11 protein-coding genes and 5 pseudogenes are annotated in these 14,439 nt (G+C 58.9%); 8 read left to right on the top strand and 8 right to left on the bottom strand.

Features of this window, described 5'->3' with window-relative positions:
• Both ALO64_RS26390 and ALO64_RS16480 read left to right on the top strand, forming a co-directional pair.
• A pseudogene (locus tag ALO64_RS26390) lies at nucleotides 1-578 on the top strand (putative DNA modification/repair radical SAM protein); the annotation flags it as partial.
• Nucleotides 575-1,414, top strand: a complete 840-nt coding sequence (locus tag ALO64_RS16480; protein ID WP_044344385.1) for a TIGR03915 family putative DNA repair protein — start codon at nucleotides 575-577, stop codon at nucleotides 1,412-1,414. The pseudogene ALO64_RS26390 and the gene ALO64_RS16480, both read left to right, overlap by 4 nt.
• A 68-nt stretch (nucleotides 1,415-1,482) precedes the next feature.
• Here the strand turns inward: ALO64_RS16480 and ALO64_RS16475 are convergent, their stop codons facing one another.
• Complete coding sequence (locus ALO64_RS16475; protein ID WP_044317893.1) at nucleotides 1,483-2,325, bottom strand: PhzF family phenazine biosynthesis protein; 843 nt, start codon at nucleotides 2,323-2,325, stop codon at nucleotides 1,483-1,485.
• 165 nt (nucleotides 2,326-2,490) lie between these two features.
• Between ALO64_RS16475 and ALO64_RS16470 the strand changes: the two genes are divergently transcribed.
• Nucleotides 2,491-3,336, top strand: coding sequence for an NAD-dependent protein deacetylase (locus tag ALO64_RS16470; RefSeq protein ID WP_044344384.1), 846 nt, complete (start codon nucleotides 2,491-2,493; stop codon nucleotides 3,334-3,336).
• On the opposite strand, the gene ALO64_RS16465 is transcribed toward ALO64_RS16470, so the two are convergent.
• Nucleotides 3,333-5,696, bottom strand: coding sequence for a DNA polymerase II (locus ALO64_RS16465; RefSeq protein WP_044344383.1), 2,364 nt, complete (start codon nucleotides 5,694-5,696; stop codon nucleotides 3,333-3,335). The two genes, ALO64_RS16470 and ALO64_RS16465, sit on opposite strands and share 4 nt — an antisense overlap.
• A gap of 222 nt (nucleotides 5,697-5,918) precedes the next feature.
• On the opposite strand from ALO64_RS16465, the gene ALO64_RS16460 reads away from it, so the two are divergent.
• Nucleotides 5,919-6,359, top strand: coding sequence for a CBS domain-containing protein (locus ALO64_RS16460; protein WP_002553546.1), 441 nt, complete (start codon nucleotides 5,919-5,921; stop codon nucleotides 6,357-6,359).
• Nucleotides 6,360-6,412: 53 nt separating this feature from the next.
• Here the strand turns inward: ALO64_RS16460 and ALO64_RS16455 are convergent, their stop codons facing one another.
• A complete protein-coding gene (locus tag ALO64_RS16455; protein WP_005733079.1) occupies nucleotides 6,413-6,958 on the bottom strand; it encodes a DUF4174 domain-containing protein in 546 nt (181 codons plus the stop codon).
• A 124-nt stretch (nucleotides 6,959-7,082) separates the two neighbouring features.
• A pseudogene (locus tag ALO64_RS16450) lies at nucleotides 7,083-8,285 on the bottom strand (acetylornithine/succinylornithine family transaminase).
• Nucleotides 8,286-8,388: 103 nt separating this feature from the next.
• On the opposite strand from ALO64_RS16450, the gene ALO64_RS16445 reads away from it, so the two are divergent.
• Nucleotides 8,389-9,294 (top strand): LysR substrate-binding domain-containing protein, encoded by a 906-nt coding sequence (locus ALO64_RS16445; RefSeq protein WP_044344382.1) that lies wholly within the window; start codon nucleotides 8,389-8,391, stop codon nucleotides 9,292-9,294.
• Nucleotides 9,295-9,364: 70 nt separating this feature from the next.
• Here the strand turns inward: ALO64_RS16445 and ALO64_RS26885 are convergent.
• Both ALO64_RS26885 and ALO64_RS26880 read right to left on the bottom strand, forming a co-directional pair.
• A pseudogene (locus ALO64_RS26885) lies at nucleotides 9,365-9,964 on the bottom strand (methyl-accepting chemotaxis protein); the annotation flags it as partial.
• 255 nt (nucleotides 9,965-10,219) lie between these two features.
• Nucleotides 10,220-11,257 (bottom strand): annotated as a pseudogene (locus ALO64_RS26880) (methyl-accepting chemotaxis protein); the annotation flags it as partial.
• A 232-nt stretch (nucleotides 11,258-11,489) separates the two neighbouring features.
• Here ALO64_RS26880 and ALO64_RS16435 point away from each other — a divergent pair.
• Nucleotides 11,490-11,993, top strand: a complete 504-nt coding sequence (locus ALO64_RS16435) for a GAF domain-containing protein (RefSeq protein ID WP_044321581.1) — start codon at nucleotides 11,490-11,492, stop codon at nucleotides 11,991-11,993.
• A gap of 392 nt (nucleotides 11,994-12,385) precedes the next feature.
• Nucleotides 12,386-12,925, top strand: coding sequence for a BRO-N domain-containing protein (locus ALO64_RS16430; RefSeq protein ID WP_002553539.1), 540 nt, complete (start codon nucleotides 12,386-12,388; stop codon nucleotides 12,923-12,925).
• A gap of 66 nt (nucleotides 12,926-12,991) precedes the next feature.
• On the opposite strand, the gene ALO64_RS16425 is transcribed toward ALO64_RS16430, so the two are convergent.
• Nucleotides 12,992-13,228 carry a hypothetical protein gene (locus ALO64_RS16425; RefSeq protein ID WP_044344380.1) on the bottom strand — a complete coding sequence of 79 codons (237 nt, stop codon included), beginning with the start codon at nucleotides 13,226-13,228 and terminating at the stop codon, nucleotides 12,992-12,994.
• A gap of 92 nt (nucleotides 13,229-13,320) precedes the next feature.
• A complete protein-coding gene (locus ALO64_RS16420; protein ID WP_044344392.1) occupies nucleotides 13,321-14,160 on the bottom strand; it encodes a TauD/TfdA dioxygenase family protein in 840 nt (279 codons plus the stop codon).
• A gap of 174 nt (nucleotides 14,161-14,334) precedes the next feature.
• Here ALO64_RS16420 and ALO64_RS26875 point away from each other — a divergent pair.
• A pseudogene (locus ALO64_RS26875) lies at nucleotides 14,335-14,439 on the top strand (hypothetical protein); the annotation flags it as partial.

The raw sequence follows: 14,439 nt of genomic DNA, 5'->3' as shown, positions 1-14,439 counted from the left end.
GGCAAAGCACGCAAATGATCGTCGGTGCCGACGCTACCGACGACAGCACCATCCTGCACAGCGCGCAGTCGCTGTACAGCAACTTCAAACTGCGCCGGGTCTACTATTCAGCGTTCAGCCCGATCCCCAACAGCCCCAACAGTGTGCCACTGGCTGCACCGCCGCTGATGCGCGAGCACCGGCTGTATCAGGCCGACTTCCTTTTGCGCGGCTACGGTTTTACTGCAGGTGAATTGCTCAGCGGCCCCGGTGACCTGGCGCTGGACATTGACCCCAAGCTGGCCTGGGCGCTGGGCAACCGGCAGGTGTTTCCGCTGGACCTGAACAAGGCCGACGCGGCGCTGATTGCCCGGGTGCCAGGCATCGGCATTCGTACCACCCAGCGGCTGGTCGAGCTGCGCAGGCAGCGGCGTATCCGCTACGAAGACCTCACCCGCATGCGCTGCATACTGGCCAAGGCCAAGCCGTTTATCATTACCAGCGATTACCACCCGCCGCATGCGGAAAACACCAGCGAATTTCTGCATCACCAGTTGCGTGACCGGCCGCAGCCTCAGCAAATGGGGCTGTGGGGATGATCTGTCTGGACTGCGACGACCTGTTCGGCACCTGGCGGCAACAGGCACGCTGGCTGCTGAGCCATGAGATCGACCCCAGCCAGGTCAGCTGGAAGTCACCGGACGCCGCCGACCTGTTTGGCAGCGAAGAAGAATACCCGCAGGAACAGGGCCCCTTTCAGGCCCGGGTTCCGCTGGAATTGGTGCAACTGCTGGAAAGCGCCTCGCGCTACCGGGGCGATCAGCGCTGGAGCCTGTTGTACGAAGTGCTGTGGCGCGTCACCCACGGTGATCGCACGGCCATGATGGCCGGCGACAAACTCGGCAGCGAGCTGCACCGTCGTCTCAAGTCGGTCAGACGTGAGGCGCATCATCTGCACGCGTTTCTACGTTTTGTCGCCTTGCCGCCTGTCGCTGATGACGCGGCCATCATGCGCCCGCAGTACGTGGCCTGGCATGAACCGGCGCACGATATTCTGCTCAGTGCCAGTGAGCATTTCATCGGCCGCATGGGCCAGCACCGCTGGATGATCGCTACCCCTCAGGACGGCGTGTATTACGACGGCAAACAGTTGATCCACGAGCGCCGCTGCCCTGAAACGTGGCAGACCATGGCTCGGCAGGTCGAAGACCCGCATGGCGAGTTGTGGCTCACCTATTACAGCCACATCTTCAATCCTGCACGCCTGAACCCCAAAGTCATGGAGGGCCACTTCCCTTCGCGCTTCTGGAAGAATCTGCCCGAAGGCCCTTTGATTCCAGCGCTCATCACCCAGGCCCGGACTGGCAAACAACGCGACGGCCAGGCCAGCGATATCGCCGCCAGACGTGGCAAAAAGATTGCGCACAGGGATTGAGTCTTTCGCTCTCGGGCTCTTGTTACCCGGTATTCCGTGCTCTAGGTGTTGTCTATGACGACAAGCGCCTAAAGCGAAACGCGCCCTTCAATGCAGGTAACCGTCGAGCCGCCCACCCAGATATCCTCACCTACACGCTGAATGGAGACTCGCCCCTTGCGGCCGAGCACGGTGCCTTGGCTGACGATGTAATTGTCCGGTGCCAGCCCCTCTTCCAGAAACCAGCGAGCGATTCCGGCATTGAGGCTGCCGGTCACCGGGTCTTCCGCCATACCGTCGCCCGGGATAAAGGCACGCACTTCAAATTGCGCCTCATCCCCATCGACTGCCGGGTCCCATGGCGCAACGACGCCGAGTATCAGGCCGCTCAATAGTGTGTAATCCGGCTGCAAGCTCAGAACACTGGCGCGATCTGCCAGCCTGAAGGCGACCCAACCCGGGCCGTTATCCACCCAGCGCGCATCCAGAATCTCACCCGCACCCAGCTTCATACCGATGCGGATCTGCTCAATCAATTCAGGGTCTACCTCGCCCGAACGCAACAAAGGCGGCGCAGTGAATGCCAGCCCGCTGCCCTCGCGACGAATGCGCACCAGACCGATTCCGCACTCCTGGATAATTTCCTCACCCTGCGCCGCGCCACCGCTTTCGAGCCAGGCGTGACAGCTGCCCAAGGTGGGATGCCCAGCGAAGGGCAGCTCTTCAAGTGTGGTGAAGATACGCACACGATAGTCGGCACGCGGGTCTGTCGGTTTGAGCAGAAACGTGGTTTCACTCAGGTTGGTCCAGCGTGCAAAGGCGGCCATCTGTTCATCACTCAGCCCGTCCGCGCCCAGCACCACCGCCAGCGGATTACCGAGCAAAGGCTGATCGCTGAACACATCCAGTTGTTTGAAATGAAACGAGCGCATCTGAGCTTCCTGGGCAAGGTGTTAGAGAACCAAGGTTGCCACGCACGCCACCGGGTAGACAACGGTCTATTGAACCAACGCTCGCCTTGGCCGCTCACAGCTCGCACTCGCCTGCTAATCTGGCAGACACAGGTCCGGACAACATGAGTCATTCGAGGTTTGAAGATGCTGGACACTACGACCTACAGTCAGCTCGAAACACTTTGCGAGACAATGACCGGCAAGTCCTTTCTGGTCGTCACCGGCGCAGGTATCAGCACCGCGTCCGGCATTCCGGACTACCGCGACAAGGACGGCGTCCGGCGTGGCAAACAGCCGATGATGTATCAGGAGTTTGTCGGCAACCCCGCTGCGCGCCAACGTTACTGGGCGCGGGCGATGCTGGGCTGGCCGCGTATTCGCGCGGCGCAGGCCAATGCCGCGCATCGGGCACTGGCTGCATTGCAGGTTGAAAATGCCATCAGCGGACTGATCACCCAGAACGTTGATGCACTGCACAGTCAGGCCGGAAGCCAGGACGTCATCGAACTGCACGGCTGCCTGCACCGCGTGCTGTGCCTGGATTGTCAGCAACGCAGCGAGCGGGCGGATATTCAAGAGCAGATGCTCGAGCAAACCCCCTATCTGCTCGGCGTTGATGCCAAACAGGCACCCGATGGCGACACCCTGCTGGACCCGGCTTTCGAGGCCGGTTTCAGTGTGCCCCGCTGCCCGCATTGCGACGGCGACAGACTCAAGCCGGACGTTGTGTTCTTTGGTGAAAACGTCGCGCCGCAGACCGCTGCCAAGGCAACGACGAGTGTCGAGCAGGCGGAAGGCTTGCTGGTGGTCGGCACTTCGTTGATGGCCTGGTCGGCGTTCCGCCTGTGCAAGGCAATGGTCGAACAGGGCAAACCGGTCTTCGCCATCAACCACGGCAAGACCCGCGCAGACGAATTGCTTGAAATGAAGATCGACGCCTCATGCGAGCAGGTGCTGCCGTGGATCGCCGAGCAGCTCGGTGCGCGTTAGAACAACCCTAATTGCCCGCCGATCAGCGTGCTGAAATCATCGTCGACAAACGGCAGGATCGCATCAGCCAGTGGTTGTAACTGGCGAGTCACGTAATGGTCGTAGTCAATCGGCGCGTGACGAATCTCCAGAGGTTCCGGTCCGGCAGTGGTCATCACGTAGCTGATCCAGCCGCCGCTCTGATATTGACGCGGACGCCCCTGCTGATCGTTGTATTCATCGGCGAGCCGCGCGGCGCGCACGTGTGGCGGCACGTTGCGCTGATAATCATCGAGCTTGCGGCGCAGGCGCTTGCGGTAGATCAACAGGTCATCCAGTTCGCCTGACAAGGTGCGCTGCACGTAGTCACGCACATAATTCTGATACGGCTGGCGCTTGAAGATGCGCAGGTATAGCTCCTGCTGAAACTGCTGAGCCAGCGGCGACCAGTCGGTGCGCACGGTTTCCAGGCCCTTGTAGACCATCTCCTCGGAACCGTCAGCGCGAGTGACCAGTCCGGCGTAGCGTTTCTTGCTGCCCTCCTCCGCGCCGCGCACGGTTGGCATCAGGAAGCGGCGAAAATGCGTTTCGTATTGCAGCTCCAGCGCGCTATGCAAGCCATATTCATTGTGCAGGTGCTCGCGCCACCACTGGTTGACCTGTTGCACCAGCGTCTTGCCGATGCTTGCCGCTTCTTCCTGCCCGTGAGGACGGCCCAGCCAGACAAACGTCGAGTCGGTATCGCCGTAGATTACGGTATAGCCCTGTGCCTGGATGAGGTCGCGGGTCTTGAGCATGATTTCATGCCCGCGCAAGGTGATCGATGAGGCCAGCCGCGGATCGAAGAACCGGCAGCCACTTGACCCCAGCACGCCGTAGAAGGCATTCATGATGATTTTCAGGGCCTGGGACAACGGCGCATTGTGCTCGCGCTTGGCGGTCTCCCGACCTTGCCACACACGTTCCACGATCGCTGGCAGGCTATGGCGGGTGCGAGAAAAGCGCGCGCCGCGAAAGCCTGGCACCGACGCGCTGTCCTCGGGATGACGCATGCCTTCGATCAACCCCACCGGGTCGATGAGAAAGGTTAGAATGATCGACGGATAAAGGCTCTTGTAGTCCAGCACCAGCACCGACTCATAGAGCCCCGGCTGGGAATCCATCACAAAACCACCGGGGCTTGCCTCCGGCATGCGTTCGCCCAGATTAGGCGCGACGAAGCCCTGGCGGTGCATCAGCGGAATGTACAGATGGCAGAACGCGGCCACCGAACCGCCGCTGCGGTCAGCGGGCAGGCCCGTTACGGTGGCGCGTTCGAGCAGAAAGGTCAGCAACTGAGTCTTGGCGAAGATGCGCGTCACCAGCTCGCAATCCTTGATGTTGTAACGCGCCAGCGCAGGCTTGTCCTCGGCGAACATGCGGTTGATTTCGTCCATGCGCTGGTAAGGCGTATCAATGGCCTTGCCCTCGCCCAGCAGGGTCTGCGCGACATTCTCGAGACTGAACGACGGAAAGCTCCAGGTCGCGGAACGCAAGGCCTCGATCCCGTCGATGATCAGCCGCCCGCTCACCTCGGCAAAAAAATGATTGTTACGGCTGCCATGCTCCCGCCAGCCCATTGCTTCACCGCCACGCCCGAGCCGCAATGGCACTTGCAGGCGCTGGGCATGTTCATGCAGAACCCGCAGGTCGAACTGCACGACGTTCCAGCCGATGATTGCGTCAGGGTCGTGCAACGCCAGCCAGCCATTCAGGCACTCCAGCAACTGCGCGCGGGTATCGCAATAATCGAGCTGAAAATTCAGCTCCTCGTCGCCGCCATTGGGTGGCCCCAACATGTACACCTGGCGCTGACCACAGCCCTCCAGCGCGATCGAATACAGCTCGCCACGTGCCGTGGTTTCGATATCGAGCGACGCCAGCTTCAGGCTGGGACGGTAATCGGGTGCCGGCCTGATTTGCGCGTCGCAAAGCACGCCCTCGGCATCCGGCGTACCGCTGAATTGCACTGGCGCGGTGATGAAGCGCTCCATCAGATAGCGCTCAGGCGGGCGAATGTCTGCCTCGTAAACATCGACATTGCCTCTACGCAGCAGTTTTTCGATGTTCATCAACTGGCGGTGCTGCTGGCAATACACACCGAGCACAGGTCGATGACGAAAATCGCAAAGTTCCAGCGGACGCAATTCCACCCCGCGCTCGGTACGCAACAGCGACCGCGCACGCTCGCCCTGCTCGGCAGGAATAAAGGCGACGGAGGGCTGGCAAGGCAGGCGAATATGGCGAGGCCCCTGATCGGTGGCCAACCAGAAGTCGACCTCGGTCCCGGCGGGCGTATCTTGCCAGTGCCGACTCAGGATGAAGCCCTGCTGTAAATCCAACGCTGCTACCTCGACCGCATGGCGAAACCGTTGATTCTACTTGGCTGTGAGGTCAAGCGCGCGGTAGACAGTCGAATTCAGGCCATTTTCAGGCGCTGTCAATTAATTGCGTCTATGCCCTTTATCCCTATTTATTTGTTGCTCGATTCTGCGCGCTGCACGATTCTGTAGTGCGCCTGAAAATGCACTACAGTCTTACAGGTCCCGATCACGGAGAGCACCATGAAAACCGTCGCCCAACTACTGAAATTGAAAGACCTGCAAAACCAGCAAGTGCATACCATCGGCCCGGACCAGATGGTGCTCGATGCGCTCAGGCTGATGGCGGAAAAGAACATCGGTGCGCTGCCGGTGGTCGAGGGCAACGTGGTGGTCGGTGTCGTCAGTGAGCGCGACTATGCACGCAAGGTGATCCTCAAGGGGCGCTCCTCGGTGGGCACGCCGGTCAGAGAAATCATGAGCAACAAAGTCATTACCGTCGACTCGCAACAGAGCGTCGAAGCGTGCATGGGGATCATGACCGACAGCCATCTGCGCCATCTGCCGGTCGTGGAAGACGGCCAGCTGCTGGGCCTGCTGTCGATCGGCGACCTGGTGAAGGAAGCCATTGCCGAACAGGCCAGTCTCATTCAGCAGCTTGAGCAGTACATTCGCGGCGAGTGAGCCGAACGGCACGCCAGGCGCAGCGCGCGATTACCGCACGCTGCGCCGGTCACTCAGTCATCCAGCGTCTTGCCAGGTGCCCCGCCCTTGACTGGTTTGGCGGGTTTTTCGGCCGGTGCAGGCTTGGCCTCTGGTTCTGGTGGTGGCGCGGATGCCTCTTTCTCGCGCATTGGCATCTGGTCGATGGTGGCGAAGATCTCCTTAAGGTCTACCGATTCTGACTTGCCGATAGTCTTGTCGATCTTTTTCTCGCCGTCCTTGCCCACCAGAATGACCTTGGTACCGACACCCGCGCCCAGCTTCAATTCGCGAATCAAGGCCATGGTCGACTGGGGGTCCATGCTCTTGCCGTCACGCTCGCCGATAGTGTTCACCACCGTGAACAGCACCATATTGCGCTCTGTGAAGTCTTTATGATTGGCAGACTCCTTCAGCGCATCCTTCAGGTGGCTCAGCGCCGGATCAGCTGGGCTGGGTGCGATGATGATCAGCGGGCGCGACTTGCCGCGCTCCTGGGCCAAAGGGCCATCGCTGTCAGCGGCAAGCGCTGTACCGGCAGCGACAAGCAGGGTGGCGAGGGTCAGGGACCGGATTAACATGGTGGGCTCCTTTCAAATCCATTGGGTAGCCATCGCGCGCAGACATACGCGATGCTGGACTGTTCTACCGCATATGGGTCATCCCGGTACAGCCCGATGTAGTCCTTTTCCTTAACACCTTGCTTCAGGCAGAGCGCTCAAGCGATTTGTAAAGGGCGCTGTCGAGGCTCGCCAGCAGCCCTTGAACGATCTGTTACACCTCGGCAGCGTTCAGCACCAATGGCGGCAGAAGACGGATGACCTTACCGCGCGTGACGTTGATCAACAGGCCGTAGTCCTCAGCCGCGATCCGGGTCAACTCGGGTACGGCCTGCCGCGATTCGATACCGATCATCAGCCCGAGGCCACGAATCTCCAGCACCTGCGGGTGAGCGCCAAGCACGTTGCGCAGCCGCTCCAGAAAGCGGCTGCCTTGCAGGGCAGCGTTCTCCACCAAAGCCTGCTGTTCGATGATGTCGATCACCGTGCAGCCGACCCGACAGGCCAGCGGATTACCACCGAAGGTGCTGCCGTGGCTGCCGGGGGTGAACAATTGCGCCGCCCTGCCCCTTGCCAGACAGGCACCTATCGGCACACCGTTGCCCAAACCCTTGGCCAGGGTCATGACGTCCGGCACGATGCCCTCGTGCTGAAAGGCAAACCACTTGCCGGTCCGCCCCATGCCGGTCTGGATTTCGTCGAGCATCAACAGCCAGTCACGCCGCGTGCAGCGCTCCCTCAGCGCCTTGAGATACCCAGTTGGCGCGACCTGCGCGCCGCCTCCGCCTTGAATCGGCTCCACCAGTACTGCGACAATGCGGTGCCCGTAAGTTGTGCAGACCTTGTCGAACGCCGCCAGATCGCCAAAGGGTACTTTGACGTAATCCCCCGGCAAGGTGCTGAAGCCCAGGCGTACAGCCGGTCCGTCGCTGGCCGACAGTGTGCCCAGCGTGCGGCCGTGAAAGGCGTTTTCCATGACCACCACCAAAGGCCGTTCGATGTACTTGTGCCAGCCGTGCAGGCGCGCCAGCTTCAGCGCAGTCTCGTTGGCCTCGGCACCGGAGTTATTGAAAAACACCCGATCCAGCCCCGACAAACCGGTCAGTTTCTGCGCCAGACGCTGCTGCCAGTCAATGCTGTAAAGATTGGAAGTGTGCAACAGCAACCCCGCCTGATCCCGAATGGCCTCTACCAGCAGCGGATGCGAATGGCCGACATTGGTCACCGCCACGCCCGCCACAGCATCCAGGTATTGGCGCCCGCTCTGGTCCCACAGACGCGTGCCCAGGCCACGGGTGAAGCTCAGGGCCAGAGGTTGGTAAGTGTTCATCAGGCAGGCAGTGGTCATGACGTGAAGCTCCTTGGGTATGTTTCGGTTTTTGCAGTATCGTTAACCACTCCTCATGGATAAACAGCCAAATACTCCAATAATTTTAAAGCAGGGCTTGATAATGGATTTGTTTCAGACGATGCGTGTGTACGTAAAGGTGGTCGAAGCAGGCAGCCTGACGGCGGCAGCGCAGGCGTGTTCGATTTCTACCACGATGGTTGGCAACCATCTGCGCGCACTGGAACAGCGCCTGGGCGCCAGCCTGTTGCAGCGCACCACTCGCCGTCAGCGCTTGACGGAATTCGGCACTGCGTATTACGAGCGTTGCCTTGAAGTGCTGGGGCTTGTAGCCGAGTCCGAGCAACTGGCCGAGCAGGCCCAGGGCGATCCCAGCGGCACGTTGCGCATCACCGCGCCGCTGACGTTCGGTTCAGAAGTGCTGGCCCCGGCCCTTGCCGGGTTCTCGCTACGCTTTCCCGAGGTCAAACTTGATCTGGTGCTGACCAACCAGCGTCTGGACATGATCGACAATGGTTTCGATATCGCCATACGCTTGGGAAACATCCCGCAATCCTCGCCACTGATTGCGCGCCCCATGCAGGACTACACCCTGACCATCTGCGCTGCGCCGAGTTATCTGGCTCGCCATGGAGCGCCTGCGCACCCCGAAGACCTTGGTGCGCACAATTGCCTGGCGTTCTCCTACCCGGCAGGAGACGAGTGGCGCACGGCTGGCACCCAATGGCGTATGACCGGCCCCGAAGGTGAAGTGCTGGTGGATGTCGACGGCTCGATGGTTGCCAACACCTCTGCCGGTCTTTATCAGGCTGCGTGTGCTGGAATGGGTGTAGTGATGCTACCGGATGCGCTGGTTCAGCGAGACTTGCAGGAAGGCCGGCTGGTTGCGCTGCTGCCGGGCTATCACTTACCCAGACGACCGATGAACCTGCTGTATGTGCAGGATCGTTATCGGCTGCCTAAAGTGAGAAGTTTTGTGGAGTACGCGATGGGGCTCTGTGGGCGGTAAGCACTTACCGCCCAAATGTCATCGAACCGACGCCGGTGCGCGCGTTGCTGCCCGCACCGGAGTTTGCCGGTCAGACCTTGAATCGGCTGACCATGCTCTGCAGATGCACACCCAGGCGCGCCAGCTCGACGCTGGACGCCGCGGTCTCTTCACTGGCGGACGCCGTTTGCTCGGAAATGTCGCGCACGTTCAGAACGCTGCGGTTGATCTCTTCGGCAACCGCACTCTGCTCTTCGGCAGCAGCGGCAATCTGGTGGTTCATCGTCTCGATGGTCGAGATCGCCTGGGTCATGTTATTGATGGAAACGCCAGCATTGCGCGTCAGCTCGACACTGTTTTCAGTCAGAGCCTGGCTGTTGTCGAGAATCGTAGCCACTTGCGATGTACGGCTGTGCAGGCCACTGATCAACGCAGCAATTTCTTCCGTCGATGTCTGCGTGCGCTGGGCCAGGCTTCTTACTTCGTCAGCCACCACCGCGAAGCCTCGTCCGGCTTCGCCTGCACGCGCCGCTTCGATGGCAGCATTGAGCGCCAACAGATTGGTCTGCTCGGCAACGGCCTTGATCACGTCCAGCACGCCGCCAATCTTGTTGCTTTCGCTCTTGAGCTCGTCCATTGCAGATTTGGAGTGTTTGACTTCAGTCGCGAGCTTCTCGATCTGGGCAACCGCCTTGGAAACCACACCTTCGCCATCGCGGGCTTCCTTCGAAGCATTAACCGCCGCATGGGAAGCCTGCTCTGCGTTGCGTGCGACCTCCTGAACAGTCGCAGACATTTCGTGCATTGCAGTGGCAACCTGATCCGTTTCGCTCTTCTGACTGTTCACCCCGGCACTGGTCTGCTCAGTGACAGCCGACAACTGTTCGGCTGCGCTGGCGATTTGTGTCACACCATCGCGCAGGCCGCCAATCAGCTCGCGCAGGTTGCTGGTCATGCGCAGCATGCTGCCTTGCAACAAGCCCAGTTCATCCTTGCGCGTGACCGGCTGGTTGTTCGTCAAATCGCCATCCGCTACACGCTCGGCCAGCTTCAGTGTGTCAAGCAACGGGCCGACGATAAGACGAGTGATAACCCAGGCCGCCAAAGCGCTCATGATCAACGCTGCAATCAGCCAGACAGACAGAAGGGTCTTGGCCTCGCCCACGTCTTCTATTCTCAGACTGACCTGATTGGCTGACAGCTTGTCGGCAGAATCAAACAGAATGGCGATAGTTTTATTGATCCCTGCCTGTGCCTGATCGATCTTGTCCTGCGCCGCAGTGAACTGATTCAACGTGTTCTGATAGCCGAGCAGAGCGTCCACAAGGTGCTTGATCGTCGCTGACTGGCTATCGAAGCCTTTCAGATTTTTAACAAAATTAATAACCGTGTTCATCGACGTTTCAGCCGGTGCCCGGTTCTCGGTTTTCAGGGAATAGGTGTAACCACGCAAGTCGAAGCGCATTTTCTGAAACAACGTCATCGCCTGAATAATGTCGTCACGCTGCGAGGCGCTGCCGTCATCTGATCGGGCAATGGCGTTCAGTTTTTGCAAATCGTCAGCGGCTGCGTCAGCGTACTGGCCAAACACTGACCGGGTCGCCTCGCGGGCGGCAGTGGCCTGCATCAGATTATCGTAGTGGACAAGATAATCCTTCATCGCTTCAGCAGAAGCATTTACCAGCGGGGTGTTCAGCGGAGAGTCGAAAACTTTCTGCGCATACTTCACATGATTTTCGAGACTATCGATAGCTTTCAGCCAGTTGCTGGCGCGCTCGGCATCGTAGTTAAGCGCATAAGCCAGGCGGGCTATACGGACATCACGGGTCAGCGTGCTCAGCTTGCCGATATCGGCAATCCTCTCGCTTCGTTCGCTCAGCGAACTGATCCCCGTCCAGCCTGTGAGTGCAATCAACACGGTCAGCACAATGACCAAGGCAAACCCGAGCACAAGCTTGGACCTTACAGAAATATTGTTCAGCATAGCGTTCACCGTAAATTGCTCTTGTCTGGTCATTGTGGGGGTTATAAGCGGCTTGTCCTTGCCATTGATACAACCCACAGTTGTCGGCGGGGCAGCTTCAAACTTTAAAAGTTGACGTCAAAATTCATGCTCGAAAATAAACATCGACTCGTCGAATAACCCGTATGGCCTTTCACGCCAGTCGGTTAGCATGGGCCGCTGTACCTACACATCGAGTATTTCGGAGAATTGCATGAGTCTGGAGTTGATAGCTTCTCGAGACGGCCTGACCACAGAGGAACGTTCTGCGATTGCCGAAATAGAGGCAACGACCAACATTTTAAGGCTGGTCACCCGACTGACAGGCATGCGCTTTGCAGGTATCGCAAAGTTCACCGACGCGGACTGGATCGCCTGTTCTGTATACGACCCGACTGACCTGGGCATCGACGATGGGGACGTGTTCAAACTGGAGACCACGCTGTGCAGTGAGTTTTGCGTCAACCCCGAAGCGTTGTTCGTACCGCAGATCAGCAAAAACGGCCGCTACGCGAACCGGCCGGTGGTAAAGCGCTACGCCATCGAGAGTTATGCAGGCGTGCCGATCCATCTTCCGAACGGACAGTTGTACGGCGCGCTATGTGCGCTCGACTCCGACGTGACGTTGTTTGACGACCCCGATCTGGCGGAAACACTGACTCTGTTTGCCAGATTGATCGGCTGTATTTTCTTCGCCAACATCAGCGAAACAGACTGATGTAGCTGCCGCTTGATGCGGGTGAAAAACACGTTTCATGCGAACGAAGCGTTGGTTTTGCAGGAAAGGATGAAGTCGCTCGACTGAAAAATCTCTTCGCCCTGTGTGAAGTTTCCGAGAAGACTTCAGTTGCTTGCGCGGGCTGTATCGAGGATTTAAGGTGCGCCGTCGCTGCAAAATCAGCGGCCGGATTTAGCGATCCGAATCTCTATTCTCGACATCGCGTTTCATGCTCAACATGAACATCGCGTTATGGCGGCTGTGCGTCGGAGACCTTCGGGTCTGCCGGTGTGCGAAAGATTAGAGACCGGTTCGCTAACCTTCGCACAGCTGCCACCTTCTCGTTTAGCGACGTGATTGGGGCTCTATGTTCGCTATGGAGCGTTTAATCAATGGATCTCCCATTCCCCCTTCTTCCCTGCACCGAGAACCACGAACCCACCCTCTTCCTGCGCCACCGTCGCATGTTGCGTGCTGTTGTCATGCACGCAGAAGCCTGGTTCCCGCTGGAGGACATCGCCCGCCTGATGGGCAAGCGTCTGGACGAGCGCAACACCCGCAAGCTCGACGCCGATCAGCGCCGCACCGCATGGTTGTTGACCCACGGCGAATGGCAAAAATGCCTGCTGATCAGCGAGTCTGCGGTATTCGCCCTGTTGATTCACCATTACATCCCGGAAAACCGCGCCCTGCGACGCTGGCTAACGCAAGACGTGCTGCCCGCACTGAGCGCCCGCCCCGTTGATATCAACAACGACGGCCCCACTCACTGCCAAATGCAGTGGCAGGGCACAACCCTGAGTACGCTGCAATGGCGCGGGGATATCTGGGTGAAGTTGCGCGACATGCCGGAAATCGTTCAGGTCCAGACGACCGGCAAGAAAGATGGCTGGCTGAAACGCCTGAAGTTGCTGGGCAAACGGGCTGCTTGAGCGCTTCAAACAGGCTCTGTACAAAAAGTGGCCACGCTGGCCGACTTTTCGTACACAGCCTACGGTTTACTCTACGGTCGCGTACATGGGCACGAGTTCAAGCATGGCGCTACTGAACTGGCTTTCATCAAATTGCATTCGGTGTCGAGACGACACAGGTTTGACCGGGCGCTCGCCGTCCAATAACGCCTCGGCAGGCAGATCAATCCCGAAATGAGGAAATGGCTCCTGAGCCACCCAGCCTCCGGCCGCCAGAACCAACAGTAGAAATACGCCCGCGATGGGCTCTTTAGGTCTGCACATTCTCGTTTCTCCAATCCGGCAAAACGATTCAGCTCACAATGAGCAACTCGATATAACAGCCACGGCGTCACCCGTGTGTCGCGCCCGGCAGATCACTCGAAAGGCTCTTCGCCCTGCAACTTGGTGCGGTGCATCATTCGCCCGCACGCGGGGTCGTAAGCTTCCGCACGGTGCATGGTGCCGGCGTTGTCCCATATCACCAGATCACCTGCCTGCCACGCATGGCTATAACTGAACGCCTCGGCTGTAGCCCACTCGCGAAGGCCGACCAGAATCTGCGCGCTTTGCGCCAGGCTGCTGCCAACGACCTGCTGCGCAGTGTATCCCAGAATCAGCGACTTACGACCGGACCGGTGCCTCCAGACCAGCGGCAACTCCTTCTCGCCGATAGCCTGCATGGCCTTGAGCATCGCAAGGCCAGGCTCGGGATTGTAATAGAGTAACGATGCCCATGGCGCGTGAATTACTCGTAAGCGTTCGTAATGTTGTTTATCAGCGCTCGATAACGCCTCGTAAGCCGCATAGGTATTACAGAAACCGGTATTGCCTCCCCAACTGGCGGGCACCTTGCAAGACAGCAACGACGCCAGAATGGGCACATCGCTGCTCGTACCGTCGATATGCCAGTAGAGCGAGCCCTTGAGAAACTCAGCGCCTGCCGGGTTCTCTTTGACATCAAGGCTGATCTTGGTGATGTTCTGGCCATCACTGGCTTCCGGACAGAAAGTGCCCAGCGTACGGGTGAAAGCGATCTGCTCTGCATCGGAAAAATCAATCTGCGGAAACACCAGCACACCTCGCTGCTCCAACAGTTCCCGGATTTCCCCGGCGAATTGACCCGACAGCAGCTCCTGCTTGCTGTTGAAAATACGCGTACCAATACCTGGCTTGATGGGCTCCTGGGACAGCTGAACGAGCGAAGTGGCTAACATGATGCGACCCTCTTCATAAGTGAACAAAACGGTACACTTATGGAAAAATCTGCGCAACCTCTTATTGAGCCGACTGGCCGCACACCTTGCCTGCGCCTTACACTGGCCAGCCACTGACCGTTCAAGGAATGAATCAACGTGCACGCCCCTGCCCCGCAAATCCTCATTCAGCGCATGGCCGAAACCCACCTTGAAGGCGTTACTGCGCTCTACAACGAGCCTGCAGTCTGTCGTCAGGTGCTGCAAATGCCTTATCAATTGTCGGCGCTGATTGAAAAC

This window comes from Pseudomonas meliae (assembly GCF_001400515.1).
GTDB lineage: Bacteria > Pseudomonadota > Gammaproteobacteria > Pseudomonadales > Pseudomonadaceae > Aquipseudomonas > Aquipseudomonas amygdali.
Note: the sequence above shows the minus strand (reverse complement) of the source record. Positions and strands in the feature narration are given on the sequence as shown.

Bases quoted from the DNA above. Each gene is read 5' to 3' on its own strand.
- ALO64_RS16435 (WP_044321581.1), top strand. From the start codon at position 11,490: ATGAGTCTGGAGTTGATAGCTTCTCGAGACGGCCTGACCACAGAGGAA.
- ALO64_RS16460 (WP_002553546.1), top strand. From the start codon at position 5,919: ATGAAAACCGTCGCCCAACTACTGAAATTGAAAGACCTGCAAAACCAG.
- ALO64_RS16420 (WP_044344392.1), bottom strand. From the start codon at position 14,160: ATGTTAGCCACTTCGCTCGTTCAGCTGTCCCAGGAGCCCATCAAGCCA.
- ALO64_RS16480 (WP_044344385.1), top strand. From the start codon at position 575: ATGATCTGTCTGGACTGCGACGACCTGTTCGGCACCTGGCGGCAACAG.
- ALO64_RS16445 (WP_044344382.1), top strand. From the start codon at position 8,389: ATGGATTTGTTTCAGACGATGCGTGTGTACGTAAAGGTGGTCGAAGCA.
- ALO64_RS16475 (WP_044317893.1), bottom strand. From the start codon at position 2,325: ATGCGCTCGTTTCATTTCAAACAACTGGATGTGTTCAGCGATCAGCCT.
- ALO64_RS16455 (WP_005733079.1), bottom strand. From the start codon at position 6,958: ATGTTAATCCGGTCCCTGACCCTCGCCACCCTGCTTGTCGCTGCCGGT.
- ALO64_RS16430 (WP_002553539.1), top strand. From the start codon at position 12,386: ATGGATCTCCCATTCCCCCTTCTTCCCTGCACCGAGAACCACGAACCC.
- ALO64_RS16425 (WP_044344380.1), bottom strand. From the start codon at position 13,228: ATGTGCAGACCTAAAGAGCCCATCGCGGGCGTATTTCTACTGTTGGTT.
- ALO64_RS16470 (WP_044344384.1), top strand. From the start codon at position 2,491: ATGCTGGACACTACGACCTACAGTCAGCTCGAAACACTTTGCGAGACA.